Source organism: Bradyrhizobium sp., assembly GCF_050014615.1.
Lineage (GTDB): Bacteria > Pseudomonadota > Alphaproteobacteria > Rhizobiales > Xanthobacteraceae > Bradyrhizobium.
In genome coordinates this window covers 1-16664 of sequence record NZ_JBEKCZ010000023.1, presented here as the reverse complement: position 1 = coordinate 16664, position 16664 = coordinate 1, and the positions used below count along the sequence as shown (strand labels likewise).

18 protein-coding genes are annotated in these 16664 nt (G+C 61.5%); 8 read left to right on the top strand and 10 right to left on the bottom strand.

Features of this window, described 5'->3' with window-relative positions; translation table 11 throughout:
• Nucleotides 1–5: 5 nt before the first annotated feature.
• The 3 genes from ABR948_RS06025 to ABR948_RS06015 form a co-directional block, all read right to left on the bottom strand.
• On the bottom strand, nucleotides 6–1265 hold the full coding sequence (locus ABR948_RS06025; protein WP_428114596.1) for an ABC transporter substrate-binding protein: 1260 nt from the start codon (nucleotides 1263–1265) through the stop codon (nucleotides 6–8).
• Nucleotides 1266–1639: 374 nt separating this feature from the next.
• Complete coding sequence (locus tag ABR948_RS06020; protein ID WP_428114594.1) at nucleotides 1640–2416, bottom strand: cyclase family protein; 777 nt, start codon at nucleotides 2414–2416, stop codon at nucleotides 1640–1642.
• Between the two features lie 68 nt (nucleotides 2417–2484).
• Nucleotides 2485–3471, bottom strand: a complete 987-nt coding sequence (locus ABR948_RS06015) for a fumarylacetoacetate hydrolase family protein (protein ID WP_428114591.1) — start codon at nucleotides 3469–3471, stop codon at nucleotides 2485–2487.
• A 93-nt stretch (nucleotides 3472–3564) separates the two neighbouring features.
• Between ABR948_RS06015 and ABR948_RS06010 the strand changes: the two genes are divergently transcribed.
• Genes ABR948_RS06010 through ABR948_RS05990 form a run of 5 tightly spaced genes read left to right on the top strand, consistent with a single transcriptional unit; the run spans nucleotide 3565 to nucleotide 7541 of the window.
• Nucleotides 3565–4491, top strand: coding sequence for an ABC transporter substrate-binding protein (locus ABR948_RS06010; RefSeq protein ID WP_428114589.1), 927 nt, complete (start codon nucleotides 3565–3567; stop codon nucleotides 4489–4491).
• A gap of 23 nt (nucleotides 4492–4514) precedes the next feature.
• Entirely contained in the window at nucleotides 4515–5210 is a 696-nt protein-coding gene (locus tag ABR948_RS06005; protein ID WP_428114587.1) for a GntR family transcriptional regulator, read from the top strand.
• 2 nt (nucleotides 5211–5212) lie between these two features.
• Nucleotides 5213–6016: an ABC transporter ATP-binding protein gene (locus ABR948_RS06000; protein WP_428114632.1), complete on the top strand. Its 804-nt coding sequence runs from the start codon at nucleotides 5213–5215 to the stop codon at nucleotides 6014–6016.
• Nucleotides 6013–6777, top strand: a complete 765-nt coding sequence (locus ABR948_RS05995) for an ABC transporter permease (protein ID WP_428114584.1) — start codon at nucleotides 6013–6015, stop codon at nucleotides 6775–6777. Before ABR948_RS06000 ends, ABR948_RS05995 begins: the two co-directional genes overlap by 4 nt.
• Complete coding sequence (locus ABR948_RS05990; protein ID WP_428114582.1) at nucleotides 6774–7541, top strand: ABC transporter permease; 768 nt, start codon at nucleotides 6774–6776, stop codon at nucleotides 7539–7541. The genes ABR948_RS05995 and ABR948_RS05990 overlap by 4 nt, the downstream gene beginning before the upstream one ends.
• Nucleotides 7542–7585: 44 nt before the next feature.
• Here the strand turns inward: ABR948_RS05990 and ABR948_RS05985 are convergent, their stop codons facing one another.
• Nucleotides 7586–8833, bottom strand: a complete 1248-nt coding sequence (locus tag ABR948_RS05985) for a lactonase family protein (RefSeq protein WP_428114580.1) — start codon at nucleotides 8831–8833, stop codon at nucleotides 7586–7588.
• A gap of 263 nt (nucleotides 8834–9096) precedes the next feature.
• On the opposite strand from ABR948_RS05985, the gene ABR948_RS05980 reads away from it, so the two are divergent.
• Nucleotides 9097–9426, top strand: coding sequence for a hypothetical protein (locus ABR948_RS05980; RefSeq protein ID WP_428114577.1), 330 nt, complete (start codon nucleotides 9097–9099; stop codon nucleotides 9424–9426).
• 103 nt (nucleotides 9427–9529) lie between these two features.
• Complete coding sequence (locus tag ABR948_RS05975) at nucleotides 9530–10273, top strand: hypothetical protein (RefSeq protein ID WP_428114575.1); 744 nt, start codon at nucleotides 9530–9532, stop codon at nucleotides 10271–10273.
• Between the two features lie 19 nt (nucleotides 10274–10292).
• Here the strand turns inward: ABR948_RS05975 and ABR948_RS05970 are convergent, their stop codons facing one another.
• The 4 genes from ABR948_RS05970 to ABR948_RS05955 all read right to left on the bottom strand — a co-directional run bounded on the left by ABR948_RS05970 (nucleotide 10293) and on the right by ABR948_RS05955 (nucleotide 14063).
• Nucleotides 10293–11114: a 2-keto-4-pentenoate hydratase gene (locus ABR948_RS05970; protein ID WP_428114572.1), complete on the bottom strand. Its 822-nt coding sequence runs from the start codon at nucleotides 11112–11114 to the stop codon at nucleotides 10293–10295.
• Between the two features lie 9 nt (nucleotides 11115–11123).
• The gene (locus ABR948_RS05965) at nucleotides 11124–12413 is read right to left on the bottom strand and encodes a TRAP transporter large permease (protein ID WP_428114570.1); all 1290 of its coding nucleotides are present in this window, start codon (nucleotides 12411–12413) and stop codon (nucleotides 11124–11126) included.
• An 18-nt stretch (nucleotides 12414–12431) separates the two neighbouring features.
• Nucleotides 12432–12947, bottom strand: coding sequence for a TRAP transporter small permease (locus ABR948_RS05960; RefSeq protein ID WP_428114567.1), 516 nt, complete (start codon nucleotides 12945–12947; stop codon nucleotides 12432–12434).
• 111 nt (nucleotides 12948–13058) lie between these two features.
• On the bottom strand, nucleotides 13059–14063 hold the full coding sequence (locus tag ABR948_RS05955) for a TRAP transporter substrate-binding protein (protein WP_428114565.1): 1005 nt from the start codon (nucleotides 14061–14063) through the stop codon (nucleotides 13059–13061).
• A gap of 189 nt (nucleotides 14064–14252) precedes the next feature.
• Here ABR948_RS05955 and ABR948_RS05950 point away from each other — a divergent pair, with 189 nt between their 5' ends.
• Nucleotides 14253–15038: a FadR/GntR family transcriptional regulator gene (locus ABR948_RS05950; RefSeq protein WP_428114563.1), complete on the top strand. Its 786-nt coding sequence runs from the start codon at nucleotides 14253–14255 to the stop codon at nucleotides 15036–15038.
• Nucleotides 15039–15163: 125 nt separating this feature from the next.
• On the opposite strand, the gene ABR948_RS05945 is transcribed toward ABR948_RS05950, so the two are convergent.
• Nucleotides 15164–15877 carry a molybdate ABC transporter substrate-binding protein gene (locus ABR948_RS05945; RefSeq protein ID WP_428114560.1) on the bottom strand — a complete coding sequence of 238 codons (714 nt, stop codon included), beginning with the start codon at nucleotides 15875–15877 and terminating at the stop codon, nucleotides 15164–15166.
• 4 nt (nucleotides 15878–15881) lie between these two features.
• Nucleotides 15882–16664: molybdopterin cofactor-binding domain-containing protein (locus ABR948_RS05940; protein ID WP_428114558.1), on the bottom strand; the 783-nt coding region annotated here is incomplete at its 5' end.

Below are 16664 nucleotides of genomic sequence, written 5' to 3'. Positions count from 1 at the left end.
GGATCTCAGTTGGATGTGACCTTGATGAAGCTTGGGAACTTCAACTGGCCCTTGGCGACTTCCTTGGGCCAGACGCTGACCTGCTTACCATCCTGCCATTGCAGCATCAGGCCGGTGATCAGGCCCTTGCCGTATTTGATCGAATGGGTGAACGGGTCGTCCTTGCCGTAGAACTGGACGCGGCCGATGGTGCCTTCCCAATCGGTCTTTTCCAGCGCTTCGACCAGTTTGTCCGCCTCGGTCGAATCGGCGCGCTTGACGGCATCGGCGATGAAATAGACTTCGTCGTAGGTGGTGTAACCGGCATAGGACGGATAATTGCCGAACTTGGCCTTGAAGCCCTCGGCGAACGGGATCGACTTCGGCGTCACCGCGACGTCGGGACCTGAGACGCCCTGATAGAGCACGCCGTCGGAGGCGTCGTTGGTGTCCTTGCCGAAGGTGGAATTGGTGGCTTGCGAGCTGATGCCGAGCATGGGGATCGGAACCTGCTGGTTCTTCCACTGTACCGTCGGTTGCACGCCGACATGCGAAATGCCGGTGATCATCACGTCGGGCTTGGCGCCCTCGATCTTGTTGAAGATCGGCGTGAAGTCGGTGGTGTCAGGCGAGAAGCGAATATGGTCGAGCACCTTCAGCCCGATCTTGGGCAGGCATTCCTCGTATCCGATATCGAGCGGCTTGGTCCAGGCGGCGTCCTCGCTCATGATGACGGCGGTCTTCATGTGCTTTTGTTCGACCAGCAACTCTTTGGCGGCGTCGCAGACCGACAGCGCCAGCGCGGCCGAGGTCAGATAGCCATGGAAGGTGTATTTGTTCTTCTCGTAATCATTATGGACACTCTTGCTGATCTCGTTGGACGCGGCACCCGGGGTGATGAACGGCGTTTTCAGCCGCGATGCCCAAGGTTCGAGCGCCAGCACCACTTCGCTGATGTAGCTGGCGATGACGATGTTGACCTTGTCCTCATTGACCGCGCGCTGGAACGCGCGAACCGAATCCGCCGATGAAGAGTGGTTGTCATAGGTGATGATTTCGATCTTGCGTCCGTCGACGCCGCCCTTGGCGTTGATTTCATCGGCAGCCATCTGGGCGGCCTGCGGGATCGACGCCCCGGCGATGGCCTGCGCTTCCGCGATAACGCCGATCTTGATGGGGTCCGCGGCAAGGGCCTGGCCGGACGTCGTCGCCAACAGGCCGAGGGCGGTGGCGCCGAGAAGTTTCGGCAGGGACCCGAACAAAGGCGGTCGCGATGTTTTTTTCATAACGTTTCTCTCCACTCTGACTTTCTTGGTCTTGCTTGCTTGGTCTTGCTTGATCTTGGGAGCATTCTAGCGTTGCCCGCGCCCTCAGCAAGCGAAACACCGTCGCAGATCCTTCACGACGGAGAAACTAAAGTAGGTGGTGCGATCGTGGCCGGTTGGTTAACGCTGAAAATCGCGGCAGCACCGGTCGGCATTATCCAGCGACAATGGCAAGCGCGTTTTCGACGCGCGATCCGGCCGATCCGGATGATACCTCTCGGAATTGCTGTTTTAACGTTATATTTCAATGGATTATGCAGGGATTCGAGGGTCCGCCGCACGATCCTGAAAAATTGCGTCGCATTGATTTCTGACGCGAAAGCCGTTCGGCAGGCTTACCCGTCGATGATCGCCACCGCCCGGGTCCAGCCCGCCGAGGCGCGCTCGATCTTGACCGGAAAGCACGACACGGTGAATCCGCTCGAGGGCAACAGCTCCAGATTGTGCAGCTTCTCGATGTGGCAGTAGCCGATATGGCGCCCGGCTTTGTGGCCTTCCCAGATCAGGCTGGCGTCTTTGGTTTCGGCGAACTGTTTTGCGGTGTAGACGAACGGCGCGTCCCAGCTCCAGCCGTCGATGCCGGTCAGCCGCACGCCGCGTTCCAATAGATACATCGTCGCTTCATAGCCCATGCCGCAGCCGGAATTGACGTAATCCTGTCGGCCGTATTTGGCGCCGGCGCTGGTATTGACCACGACGATCTCCAGCGGCGACAACGTGTGGCCGATGCGCTTCAATTCAGTCTCGACATCCTTGGCGGTCGCGACGTAACCGTCGGGCAAATGACGGAAGTCGAGCTTGACGCCGGGCTGCAGGCACCACTCCAGCGGCACCTCGTCGATGGTCCATGACCGCTCTCCGCGATTCATGGTCGGGTGATAGTGGTAGGGCGCGTCGAGATGGGTGCCGTTGTGGGTCGAGAGCTGCACGATTTCCATCGCCCAACCCTGTCCATCCGGCAGATCCTCGGCCTTGAGGCCATCGAAGAAACTCAGCATCCGCGGCAGGCCCTGCTGGTGATCGCTGTACTGGATCTGCGGATGAAGGCCCGGCGGATCGGCCGGCACGTCGTTTTGCAGCGGCACTGAAATATCGATCAGTCGTCTGGCCATGGCGTTTCCTCGCACGTCTGTTGGTATTCAGTCGTTTCTTTTGTGTTCAGTCGACCCTACGCAGCTCTTCACGCTTCCTGGCGCTCGACCTTGTTTTTCAGGATCCCGATTTTTTCGACCTCGAGTTCGATCGAGTCACCGTGTTCAAGATACCAGCCGAGCTCAAGTCCGCAACCATTGCCGACGGTGCCCGATCCGATGAATTCGCCGGGCATCAGGGTTTCATCCCTCGTGACATGCGCAATGATTTCCTCGAATGAAAACAGCATGCCTTTGGTGACGCCCTGCGAGCGCATCTTGCCGTTGACGCGCGCTTCCATTTTCAAAGCGTAGGGATCGCCGATCTCGTCATAGGTCACGATCCAGGGACCCATGACGTTGCCGCCGTCAAAGCTCTTGCCCTTGGCGGGGCCGAGGCGTCCTTCCATCTCGATGCGCTGGGCGTCGCGCGCCGAGAAATCGTTAAAGATCGTGAAGCCGAAGATGTGATCCTTGGCTTTCGACGCCGGGATATTTGCGCCCTTGTTTTTGGTGATGATCCCGAATTCAAGTTCGTAATCCATCACCTGGCTGTAGCGCGGCCACTTGACCGTGGTGTTGGTGCCGCGGACGCTGAAGCGGTTGGTGATGTAGTAGATCGGTTGCTTGCGATAGACCTCGGGTAATTCGCCGAGCGGTTCGGCTTCGAGCCGCGCGAGTTCGGCCATATCGTTTTTGGCGCGCGCCGCGAGCTTGAGCTGACCGCGCGGCGCCTGCAGGATGTGCAGCGGGAACGACATGCCGTCGCGCATTTGCCGCGGCTCCGGGATCGGCGCCAGGATTTCGGCGCTGGCCACATCGACCGAAAGGGTGTCGTCCTGGCCGTAGTCGTCGAACAGGGTTCTTGCCTGGTCGAGCGCGGCAGGGCCTCCGTCGATCAGCGACAGCATGGATATGAAAGGCAGATTGGATCCGCTGCGTGCCGCTGCTGTCGCCAGATCGAACAGCCGGGAGTCATTCGCATGGACCAGACCGACTTTTTCCGGACCGCCGGACCGAAATGTCGCGAGCTTCATACGCATCTCCCTTGTAGCTTTACAAAATATATGATCATATAAAATATCGATAATCAAGAGGCGATGAAAATATCGCGATCGGGGAGGCCATCCATGACCAAGTTTCTGGCGGCAGCGACGTTGGCGGCGGCTCTGGTCGCCAGTCCCGCCTGCGCTCAGACAAAAATCCAGATCGGCTGCACCGCGACGACGGACTGCGCCTCGGCGATGGTCGCGGTCGATGAGGGCATCTTTAGAAAGCACGGCCTTGATGCCGAGATGGTTCTGATCGGCATCAATTCGAATATCCCGGCCGCGATCGTTTCCAATTCGATTCAGATCGGCGGCCCGACATCGACAGTATTCCTGCAGGCCGCCGATGGCGGCCTCGATCTGGTCGCGGTCGCCGGTGCGTCCGTGATGAACCCGAGTTCCAATGCCAACATTGCCGCCTTCGTGCGCAACGGCATCACCATCAAGGAGCCCAAGGATTTCGTGGGCAAGAAAGTCGGGGCGCCGGGGCTGGGCGCATTCCTGCATGTGCTGTTCGTCAAATGGCTGGTTGAAAAGGGCGTCGATCCCAGGAGCGTGAATTTCGTCGAGGTGACGTTTCCGACCATGGCCGACATCATCAAATCGGGTGGGGTCGACGTGGTGCTGACGGCGGAGCCGTTCATCACCCGGATGACCAATGCCGGTCTCGGCACGATCGGCGCGCGCTACGGCGCTGAACTCGCCCGGACCGAGCCGATCATCTTCTATGCGGCGGCCCGCGACTGGGCCGAGAAGAATCCCGACACCATCAAGAAATTCCGCGCCGCGATCGCGGAAGGCGCCGACATCGTCAACAGCGATCGTGACAAGGCCTCGGCATCGATCGCGAAATTCACCAAGCAATCCATTGAGCTGGTGAAGGCGTCGCCGCCGAACCGATCCGAGCCGGCCTTGAAAGCCGAACAACTCGCCTGGTGGATCGACATCATGTCGTCGCAAAAAATGCTGCAGACCAAGGTCGATCTCAATAAGCTCATGCTGAACTAGGGCAGCGGCCGGAGTTGTCGACCATGGCGCGAACCGATTCATCTGAGGTGCCCGAGACCGACACGTTGAGCGAACGTGCGGCTAGTCTGGTAGAGCGCGACATCATCGCCGGGCTGCTGGCGCCCGGCGCGCGGCTGGGAATCGTCGATCTGGTGCAGCGCTATGAAATTGGCGCCACGCCGCTGCGCGAAGGCCTGTCGCGGCTGGTATCGCGGGGATTGATCGTCGGGATCGGCCAGCGCGGCTTTCGGGTCGCCGACGTCAGCCGTGAGGACCTGCTGGATATCACGCGGATGCGCACGGTGGTCGAGATCGAGGCGCTGCGGCTCGCGATCGCCCAAGGCGACGATGCCTGGGAGGCGGGCATTGTCAGCGCGCTGCACCAGATGCGGCGGCACATCGAGCGGACCGGCAATGAATTCCGCGAGGGCGCGCCGGATTTCGACCGACTTCACAAGGCGTTTCACACCGCGCTGCTGGCGGCATGCGGATCAAGGCGGCTTCTGATCGCGCATTCCGATCTGTACGATCAGGCTTACCGCTATCGCCGGGTGATGATGCGCGGGTTTGACAGCGGCAAGAAATTTGTCGCGGTCCACCAACGCCTCGCCGACCGGATTCTCGCCCGCGATCTCGCGGGCGCGCAGGCCATGCTCGGGTCTCATTTGCATTCGACGCTGGATTTCGTCTATCCGCCGGACAAAAAGGATCGATCGTGAGCGTGGCAACCGCAGCAAGCCAGGTGACAAGGTTCCCCGATCAGGTGCGCCCGCAGATCGTGTTTTCCAATGTCACGCTCGATCTCGGCGGCAAGGCCATCCTGGAAAATATCAGCCTTGAGGTGAAGCCGGGCGAGTTTCTCTGCATCATCGGCGCGTCCGGTTGCGGCAAGACCACCGCGCTGCGTCTCGCGGCCGGATTATATCAGCCGACCAGCGGCTCGGTGACCTTTGACGGCAAGCCGATGCTGACGCCGCGGCGCGATATCGCGATCGTGTTTCAGGACTACGGCAAGGCGCTGCTGCCGTGGCGGACCGCCGCCGGCAACGTCTCGCTGGCGCTGGAAGCATCCGGCATCGCGGCGTCGCAGCGCGCCGGGCGCATCGACGAATTGCTGAAGAAAGTTGGACTGCCCAACCACGCCGGCAAATATCCGGCGGAGATGTCGGGCGGCATGCAGCAGCGGCTGCAGATTGCGCGGTGTCTGGCGCAGGAGCCCAAGGCGCTGTTGATGGATGAGCCGTTCGGCGCGCTCGATGCGATGACGCGTCAAGGATTGCAGGACGAGGTACTGTCGCTGGTGCGGGCCAGCGATGCGACGGTCATCTTCGTCACCCACGATCTGGAAGAGGCGATTTATCTGGGCGACCGCGTCATCGGCCTGCTGCCGCATCCCGGCCGCATCGGGATCGAACTCACAATCGATCTGCCGCGGCCGCGCGATCAACTGCGGACGCGGGAAAATCCGGAGTTTCTGCGGCTGCGGCGCGAATTGTTCGACTTCATCAAGGCTTCGGAGCCATGATGCCGGAGCGGGCCAAGGCCCTCGTGTTGCCGGTCGCGACGCTTGTGGTGCTGGAGATCTGGGCGCGCGGGGTGCATTTGCAAAGCGATTCTCTGGCGCCGCCGAGCGCCATTGCGCTGGCGCTGGCCGAGGCTTTTGCGGATGGTTCGGTCCTGATCGCAACCCGCGACACGCTGATCCCGGCCTTCGCCGGGCTGTTGATCGGCAGCGCTGTTGGTCTCGTGTTCGGCATCGCGCTTGGAATCTTCCACGCCTTCGACCGGCTGATGGAAGTCACCATCGAGGCGCTGCGTCCGATCCCCTCCATCGCGCTGTTGCCGATCGCGCTGATCGCGCTGGGGTTCGGATACCGCATGGAAATCGTGATCGTCGCCTTCGCCTGCATCTGGCCGGTGCTGATCCTGAGCCGCGCCGCCGTCGCAAGCATCGAGCCGCGCCTGATCGAGGTCTCGCGCGCGCTGCGGCTTTCTCCGGCCGATCGAGTCCGCAAGATCATCATTCCGGCGGCGCTGCCGCGGATCTTCCTGGCGTTTCGTCTGGCCGCCGGGATTGCCCTGATCGTGGCGGTCACGGTCGAGATCGCCATCAATCCGATCGGGCTCGGGGCCGCGATCATGACCGCGCAGCAGGCGCTGCGGCCCGATTTGATGCTGGCCTATCTGGTGTGGATCGGCACCGTCGGATACCTCTTGAACACCGGCCTTGTGGTCGCGCAGCGCCATCTGTTCGGGCGTGCGGCGCTGGCGAGGGAGGCAACGTGACCCGCTCGGTGCTGTACTGGCGCGCGGCCAGCCTCGCGGTTGCGGCGGGCTTTGTCGGGGTGTGGCAGGTGATCGCGAACCAGCGGCTGGTATCGCCGGTCTTTCTGCCGGGGCCGGACCGCGCCTGGGCCGCGTTGGTGCGTGGATTTGCCGGTGGCGATCTCTGGGACAAGCTGCTGGGGACGCTGGCGCACATGGCCTATGGCTGGTTCATCGCCTCCATCGCCGGTATCGCGCTTGGCGCGATGATCGGCTCATCGCGGATGATGCGCAGTTATGTCGCGCCCTCGCTCGAATTCCTGCGGCCGCTGCCGGTGTCCGCGATTATTCCCGTCGCCATCGCCATGCTGGGCCTGACCCAGAGCATGGCGCTGTTCGTGATCGCGTTCGGTGCGATCTGGCCGATGCTGCTGGCGACGATCCACGGCTTCGCGGCGGTCGAGCCGCGGCTTTATGAAGTGGCGCGGTCGCTGCATATGTCGCGGCTGGCAGTTATTTTCAAGATCGCGCTGCCCTCGGCCAGCCCTGATATCCTTTCGGGCATGCGCCTCAGCCTGACCGTGGCGCTTATTCTGTCGGTGGTCTGCGAGATTCTCGCCGGCCTCGATGGCCTCGGACACTGGGTGCTGCTGTCGGCACGGGCATTTCGATCCGCGGACTTGTTCGCCGGCGTCATCCTGCTTGGCGTCGTCGGCTATGTGACCGCGCTCGCAATGTCGATCGCCGAGCAGCGGCTGTTGAAATGGCGATCGAGCGGCCACTGAGCTTCGTCGGCCATCTCGCGTCCGAATAAATGCGCCATGGCGCGCTACGCCAGCGTCACCATCCCGGCCCAGAATTGCTGCTTCTGCGCGGCGGCGTCGATCTCGTAGTTGCGCACGAATTCAAGCTTGCCGTCGCCGCCGATGCGGAACATGCCGATCGCGGCAGGCATGGTGGTCCCGTCGCGCATCGGCATCGGCCAGACCGACGCGGCGACCAGAAGCCGCCCGCCGGGATCGACCCCGAAGGTACGCAGATAATTCGCGTGTCCGTCAATGTTCTGCAGCAGCGTCGGCTCGCCGGTGGCCTGGTCGATGGCGAACGCCGCCACCGAGTTCTCGCCGCCCGCGAACACCTTCTTGCCCTCGACATCGGTCAGCGTGAAGGCGCGGTTGGTGAGATAGACGAAGCGGCCGCTGGGATGAACATGGATCGGTCCCGCGAGCTGCTCGGCTTTCGATGCGGGATCGCTGAGCGTGTCCTTGATGAATAACGGCTCGCGCGAAATGCCGGTCACGGGATCGCGCTTGTAGACGTAGAGCTTGTTCTGGCTCTCGATCGAGACATAGACCCACGGCTGGGTCGGGTGGAAGTCGAGATGTCGCGGCCCGAATTGCATGCCGTCGCCGGGCTGGATCGCCGCGACGGGGGTGAGCACGCCGTCCCTAAAGCCGAAGATCTTGAGCGAGCCCGGATTGACGGTCTTGTCGGTTGGCGCGTTGTTGCCGCGCGTCACCAGGATGACGTGCTTGTTATCAGGCGTGACGCGGATCTGGTGGGCGAATTTGCCGGTGTCGAGCGTCGCCGGCTGCTCAATGCGCTCGCCCAGCGTGCCGTCGGCGTTGATGCGATGCACGGTCAGGTTACTGGGGTCGTTATAGGCGATCAGGAGATATTCGCCCGCGATATCGACGCTGGTGTGAATCGGGCGCGAGGGCAGCGTCAGTGTTGCGCCATGCGGCGTCAGCGCGCCGCTGGAGGGATCGATCCTGAAGGCGTTGGCCAGATGCCTGTTGCCGGTCACGCCCGCCGAACCCGGGCCGCCATTGCTGGAGACGACGTAGAGATACTGTTTTGACGGATGTGGCCACGCATATTGGATATTGGCCGCGGTCGACACCGTATCGTGCTTGACGAGGGCCGCGTTATCGACGTCGACGCTGTAGAGCGTCAGCTCCGGCCCGGCGCTGGCATAGAATACATTCTTCGCAGGCGTAGAGCTCTGCCCGAACGATACCCCGGGCGCGGCCATGGTACCGGCCAGCAGCGTGGTGAAAGTGCGACGGTCGACCATGGTTTCCTCCGTTGAATTTTTTTGATTAGCGCCGCGCGGTCGAATGCGGGGCGAGCCGGTGTTGCGCCGTCAAAGCTATCATCTGACGTTTGCCCTGGAAATACAATGCGCCAGATCAGGCATGCAACTCACGAGCGCGGGATGGGCGGCAAGTCCAATTTGTTATGTCCAATTTGTAACGAAACCCGTTCGAACGCAGGCCCGGTTCGGCGGGACCCACAGGGACAGCGTTTGACACTCAAGAACATGGAAGGAGCCTGGTCATGAAACGGACCATCATTATTTCAATGGTGCTTCTGGCGGGTATCGCCAGCGCGAGCGCCGATACCGTTGTCGTTCAGGAACGCTATTATGACCTGATCAGGCCACATGGGCACCCGCGCAGCGACGCTATCCATCAGGCTGATCTCGATTCTTGTTATGGTCAGACCGGCGCCATCAGGGGCCTTGCCGATACGCCCGCGTTCAAGCAATGCATGCTCGGCCGTGGCTATCGCTGGCAGTCCGTGGATGTTCAGGGCAAATTGCCCGACATGAATAACATGCCGGGCCCGTTCGACTCCGGGTGTCCCGCTTTTTGCCCGGATCCGTAGGCGCGATCAGGCCATTCCCGCGCGGCCCTTTCACAGCTACGTGCAGTTGGGATAGCTTGCTGCCGGCAGGGAACGCCGTCACGATTGTTGGGAGACACTGCCGATGCCAATCCTGCGATCCCTGCTGTTGCTGATCGCGCTGCTTTCTCCGGCGTTCGGTCAGGACGGTCCGCAAAGCGCTGTTGCTGCGAAGGAGGCCGCGCAGGCGATGGAGCTCCATCTCGATGGTGTCGCCAAAGCCGGCGGCCGGCCTGATTACAGCAAGCCGCCTGCGTCCGATCTGTATCAGCGGGTGTTCGACCTTGGGCAACTGGCCGCGTTTCCGCCCCCCACCGCGGCCGACGTCGGCTGGCTGATCCAGTGGTTCACGGCAGCGAGCCAGACCAGCAGGCTGATCATGTATTTCGACACCAAACCGGGCCCCAATCCGGATGAAATCGCGGTACTTCGCAATCTGAAGCAATACGAGAGCCAATATGCTTCGGCGATGAATTTCATGATCCGGGTCGCGGCGCGCGAGGCGACGGCGTTGTCTCTGTTCGTGGACCAGCTTGCGCCTGAGCAGCGCACCCCGGCCCGCGAAGCCGGGCTGCAAAAGGCCCGTAGCGGCGCGGCGGAGTTGCTGGCCAGTTCGATCGGCCTGGTTGCGCAAGATCTTGGGCCCGACAATGCGCGGCTGATGAGCGGTGCGATGAAGGATACACGCGATATCTGGGCCACCTACCTGTTGCGTGACGATCGGATGAAAATCCTCAGCCTGCTGACACGGGCAAAGGGGATGGTCGGGGATGACGAGGTGAAAGCCAATCTTGTCGCCTTTGCCGACACACTCACCGCGGCGAAATAAATTTTACAGTTCGTCTCCGTCACACGAACCGAAGGCGAATGCCGTCGAGCGCGATCCCGGTCGGTGTCGCGGTCCAGACTTCGCCCGGCGCGATCGGCATGGCTTTTGTCAGCGTTCCCGTGGTGACGATTTCGCCGGCGCCGAGCGGCGGATTGACCGGATCGGATGCTAGCAATCCCACCAGATGCCGCAGCGCCGAGAGCGGCCCGTCGAGCACGTTTCCGCCATGGCCGCGATCGATCAGTTCGCCGTTGCAGTTCAGATCGATTTCGAATCCGGCAAGCGTTCGTAGCCATTCTGTGGCGCGCGGCGCGAACGGATGGCGTGGCCCGATCAGCAGTGCGCCGTGAACGCCATTGGCGGCGACCGTGTCGGCGGCGGCGAATTTCCATCCCGGAAAGATCGACTGCACGATTTCGAAGCCGAGCGCGACCCATGCAATACAGGACGAAAGGGCAATCTCGTCCATGTCGGCGGACGGAGCGGATCCCAGACCGAGAACAATTTCAGGTTCGATGCGCGGCTCGGAGAACGGACGCAGCGCAAGCAGTTCGGTTTCCGCCAGATGCTTCAAGGTATCGTCGAAAACATAACCCCAGACCGGCTGGTGGACGCCGTATTGCTCCCAGATCGTGCGATTGGTGAACCCGATCTTGCGCCCGACCACTTTTGAACCGCGGACTTCGTAGATTTTCCTGACCAGAGGTGTCACGCGGTAGGCGTCATCGAGGGTCAGTCCCGCCGGACGCGCGGAGAACGGTGAAATCTGCCGTGTATTGATCAGCGCATCGGCGGCTTCAGCCGAGATCGCGGCGAGCAAGGTGTTGGCGGTCTGATTCATGGCTTAACCTCAGCGCAAGATGTGCCGTGGCAGCCACAGCGACACCCAGGGAATATAGGTGACGAACATTAGTACCAGAAACATCACGGCATAGAACGGCCAGATTTTCCGCATCACCTGTTCGATCGTGACCTTGCCGACCGCGCATCCGACGAACAGGATCGAGCCGACCGGAGGGTGGCACAGGCCGATGCCGAGATTGAGCAGCATGATCATCCCGAAGTGAACGGGATCGACGCCGAAATTCTGCATCACCGGCAGCAGGATCGGCGTCGCGATCAGGATCGACGGCGCCATATCGACCAGCGTGCCCAGCACCAGGAGCAGAATGTTGATCAGAAACAGAATGACGTATTTGTTGTCGGAGATCGACAGGAAGAACGCCGTCATTTTGGCCGGCATCTGGGTCAGCGCCATGATGTAGCCGACGCTGGAGGCGCAGGCGATCAGCGTCAGCACCATGGCCACCGTGCGCAGTGTTCGATGCAGCAGCAGCGGCAGGTCGCGCCAGCGATAGTCGCGGTAGATGAACATCGTCACGAAAAATGCCCAGATGCAGGCCACGGCGCCAGCTTCGATCGCGGTAAAAATGCCGCCGAGAATGCCGCCGAGGATGATGACCAGCGTCACCAGCCCCCAGGCGGCATCGATCGTGATCCGAAGCGCGTCCTTGGCCGGCACGGTCTGGCCGCGGGGATGCCCTTCACGGTAGGCAAAGATCAGACAGAGAATGATCAGCGAGAAGCCGAGCAGCAGGCCGGGAAGCACGCCCGCCATGAACAGCGCGCTGATGGAAATCGTGCCGCCGGTCGCCAGCGAATACAGCACCGCATTATGGCTCGGTGGCACCAGCAGGGCCTGAACCGAAGAGGTGATGGTGAGGTTGGTCGCGAACACCCGCGGATAGCCGGCCTTTTCCATCTGCGGGATCATCACCGAGCCGATCGCCGAAGTATCCGCGACGGCGGAGCCGGAAATGCCGCTGAGAAACGTGGTGGCCAGCACGTTGACGATGGAAAGGCCGCCGCGCACCCGGGTAAATCCCACCAGCACGTCCGCGAACGCCACCAGCCGGCGCGCCATGCCGCCTTCCGCCATGATCGCGCCCGCCAGCACGAAAAACGGAATCGTCAGCATCGCCACCTTGCTGACGCCGTCGGAGATTTTCAGCATCACCGCTTCCAGCGGAATTCCGATCGACCAGGCGCCGGCGATCGCGGCCAGCGCCAGCGAATAGGCGATCGGCATGCCGATCAGAAAGCAGATCAGCATGGTCGCCAGCAGAATGAAGATATCCATGTCGGTCCCTTTTCCGGATCAGTCGAACGATACGGCGTCGTGGGTGTGAGGGATCGGATCGGGCGGGGCGCCCAGGACAATGCGCTCGATGATGAACAGCAGCAGGCAGATGCCGCCGATCGGGATCGGCAGATAGGTGACACCCACCGACAGGAACGGAAAATCCGCGATGGTATTGTGCCAGGTCACTTCGACCAGCAGCTTCCCCCAGACGATCATGAAGATCGCGACCAGCGCCATCAGGAGCTGGACCAGGAGATCGAGCAGGGCGTGAAATTTCGACGGCAGCTGGTCGGCGAAATAGGAAACATTCATGTGCAGGTTCAGCCGATACGCCGCGGCGGCGCCGATGAAGGTCAGCACGATGGTTAGGAGAACCGCGAGCGGTTCGGGCCAGGACGCCGCGCTGTTGAGGACGTAGCGGGTGAACACCGCCCAGGGGATGATTGCCGAAATCAATACCAGCGCGGTGCAACCGACGATGACACACAGAAGATAGAGGCCGTTCATTGCACGGCGAAATGCTGCTGCCATTGCCTGGATTCCCGATTGCCAACCCAAATTGTCGAGCCAACTTACGAAGCAAATTGTCAAGCCAAACGATGTTCGCATGCAACACAGGGTGCGCGCGAAACATCGACCGGACTAGATGGCCCGGATGCGGGTGATCATTTCCTGATATTTTGGACCGTATTTTTCCCACACCGGCTTGACCGCGTTCTGGAACGGCGTCTTGTCGGCAATCTCGATAATCTCGCAGCCGGCGGCCTTCGCTTTTTCCATCGCCTGCTGCTCGTACTGGTTCCAGAGCACGCGTTCTTCCATCTGCGCTTCGCGGGCGAACTTCCTGATCAGGTCCTGATCGTCGGCTGAAAGCGCGCTCCAGGCGCGCTTCGAGAACACCAGCACTTCGGGAATCACGAGGTGCTCGGTGAGCGAATAATATTTCGCCGCCGTGTAGTGATTGCTGAAAACATAGCTCGGCGGATTGTTCTCGGCGCCGTCGATGACCCCGGTCTGCAGGGCGCTGAACACCTGATCGTACCCCATCGCAACGCCGTTGCCGCCGAGCGAATTCATCATGTCGATGAAGATCGGATTGCCGATGACGCGGAATTTGAGGCCCTTGACGTCGGCAATGGTTTTGACCGGGTGCTTGGTGTTGTAGAGGCTGCGCGCGCCGGAATTCATCCAGCACAGCGCGACCAGTTGGGCATTGGCGTTGGCCGTGATCTTGTCGAGCAATTCCTGCCCGATCGGCCCGTCCATGAACTTTTCGGCATGCGCCATGTTGCTGAACAGGAAGGGCATGTTGACCACGTTGATGTCGTCGACGATCGGGCCCAGGGTCCCCGCGCTGACGCGCAACAGCTGGATCGCTCCGATCTGCGTCTGTTCGATGGTCTCCTTCTCGCCGCCGAGCTGCATCGACGGATACATCTTGACCGAGAGCCGCCCGTTGGTGGCGGCTTCAAGTTTCCTGCCCAGGTTCTCAGTCGCCACCACGGTCGGGTAGCCGACCGGCTGAACGTCGGAAGCCTTGAACGCCTGCTTGGCCTGCGCCCGCGCGGGGGAAACCGGCGCCAGGCCGGTGGTCAGACCTGCCGCTCCAACGCCGACGCCCAGCTTCATGAAATCGCGGCGCTTCATCGCGTTACTCCCTGGACTGACGAGAGGTCATTTTCTGACCGGTTTTTTGGAGAAGCTTCTCGGCAAAAATCTTGGGAGAAGATTCTCATAGTTCAGCAGCGAGCGGCGGTACGATCCGCAAGGTCGGGCAAGATCGGGAAACTCAATCCACCCATTGCCCGCCGGACGACAGCATGGCAAAGTTGTACGATGACCCGACAAGACCCGTCAAGCTATCCCGCGGACCCGGCGCGGCGTCAGCGCAGCAAGTTGCTGCGGCCGCTTGGCTCGCCCAGAAGCCTCAGCGCAGAGGTTGTCGATCGGCTGGCGGAACAGATCATTTCCGGCAAACTGCCGGCCGGCGCGAAATTGCCCTCGGAACAGGAAATGATGAGGGGCATGGGCGTGAGCCGGACCGTTGTGCGCGAGGCGGTTTCGGCGCTGCGTGCCCGTGGGCTCGTCATCACGCGGCAAGGTGCCGGAGCGTTCGTCGATCGCGATACCAGCCGGCAGCCTTACGTGATCGACCCCGACGGTCTGGGATCCCTGAACAGCGTTCTCGATATTCTGGAGTTGCGTATGGCCGTTGAATGCGAAGCGGCTGCCATTGCTAGCGAGCGCGCGACCCATATTCAGATCAAAGCCATCAGGGAGGCGCAACGCGTCTTCATCCGCGCGATTTCCAGTGGCGAGCGTGCGATCAAGGAGGACTTCGCCTTCCATCAGTCGATCGCGCTGGCGACACAGAATAATCGCTTCGTCGAGTTTCTCGAATTTCTCGGCCGCCTGATTATTCCGCGGCAAAGTATCCGCTCTTTCGAAGGCAGCCCCGACAGCCTTCGCAAATATCTCGGCCAGATCGAGAAAGAGCACGAGGCCATATCGCATGCGATCGGAGCCCATTTGCCGAAAAAGGCCCGAGAAGCCATGCGCCGGCATCTCCTCAACAGCCGCGAGCGATACCGCGAACTCGCCTCGAAAAAATCAAACGCTTAGAGCATGATTCAACCAGGTTGAATCATGTTCGTCGCTCATCTTCTTGTTTGAGCATGATCTCCGCGCAAACGCCTCTGGCGTTTGTCGCGAGGGATAAACCGGTTTCCACTTTTCCGGATCATGCTCTAGGCATCTTTTTTCGCATCCAGAAAACCTGCCTGTACCCGCAATTCGTGCTGCTCCGGACCGCTCAGTAAATCGATCAGGTGCTGCGCCTGGGTCGCGTGGGCGGCACGGGTGGCGACGGCCGCCGTATACATCGTCGACAATTCGCATCCCGGCGGCAGCGATCCCGACAGCACTATGCCCGGGGTGCTGATGATTTCGGTCGATTGGGTGCAGCCGACCGGCCGCAGTGCGTCGGATCCGGCCAGATGCCGCATGGCGGTGGCCCCGTTCGGGTAGATCCTGAGCCGGGCGGCTACCTTGTCCTCAATATCCAGTTGCCGCAGCACTCTTGCGACATGAAGCCCGGCGGTTGATGTCTTGATGTCGGGAACGAAGATGGCATCCGCGCCGAGCAACGCGGCGCGCAAGCTGGCTGGATCGCTTGCGGATACAGGCGGATCGCCGGCGCGGACGGCCATCGCGGTTTCGACCAGGCCGACATCGGTTATCGAAGCGGGCGTGACGAGGTTTTCTTGCGCGAGAATGGCGATCAGCGCCTTCGTCAGCAAGACAATATCGGCGGGCACGCCCTCGCGCAATTTTCCGGCCATGATGCCGACCGCGCCGAACCCGCCTTCGATATCGAGGCCGGTCCGTGTCTTGAAGGTTGGCGCGAGGCTCGCGACCAGGCCCTGGGCGGCGCCGCCGCTGAGAATGTTGAGTGCGCTCATGACGTCATTCCATTGCTGCGATCAGATTGTCGCGGGTGATCGGAAGGTTGCGAACCCGCACGCCCAGTGCATCGAACACGGCATTGGCGATCGCGGCGCTGACCGGGCCATGCGCGGCTTCGCCGGCGCCGAGCGGCTCCATGTCGGGCCGTGCCATCACCTCGACCTCAACTTGCGGCACCTCGCTGAAGCGAAGGATCGGATATTCGGTCCATGAATTGCTGGTGATGCGGGTGGCGTCAAAGCGAACACGCTCTTTCAACACCCAGCTGGTAGCCTGGATCGCGCCGCCTTCGATCTGGTTGATCACGCCGTCGGGGTTGATGGCTTCCGGGTTGATGGCTTCCCCGACATCAACCGCGATGGTCAGGCGTTTGACGCTGATATCTTCCGCGCCCTCGATCTGCGCGACAACAGCGCAATAGGCGCCGGTGTTTTTATAACGCGCAAAGCCGATTCCATAACCGGTGCCGTCGCGTGGCGCCGGTTTCCAGTTGGCGCGTTTGGCGGCGGCGCGGATCACATCCTGTGCCCGCAGATCCGACAGATGACGCAGTCGGAACGCGACCGGATCCTCGTTCCGCTCCGCCGCCACCTCATCGAGAAAGGATTCGATCGCGAACACATTGCCCTGCGCCCCCAGGGTGCGCAGCGCCGAGGTTCGCACCGGCATGGTCAGCAGGCGGTGGGATTCAATCCGCCACGACGGAAAATCATAAAGTGGTATCGAATTGCGGTCGCCGCCGCCGCCATTGGCCTGAGGCGGATTGGTGGAGATCATGCGCGG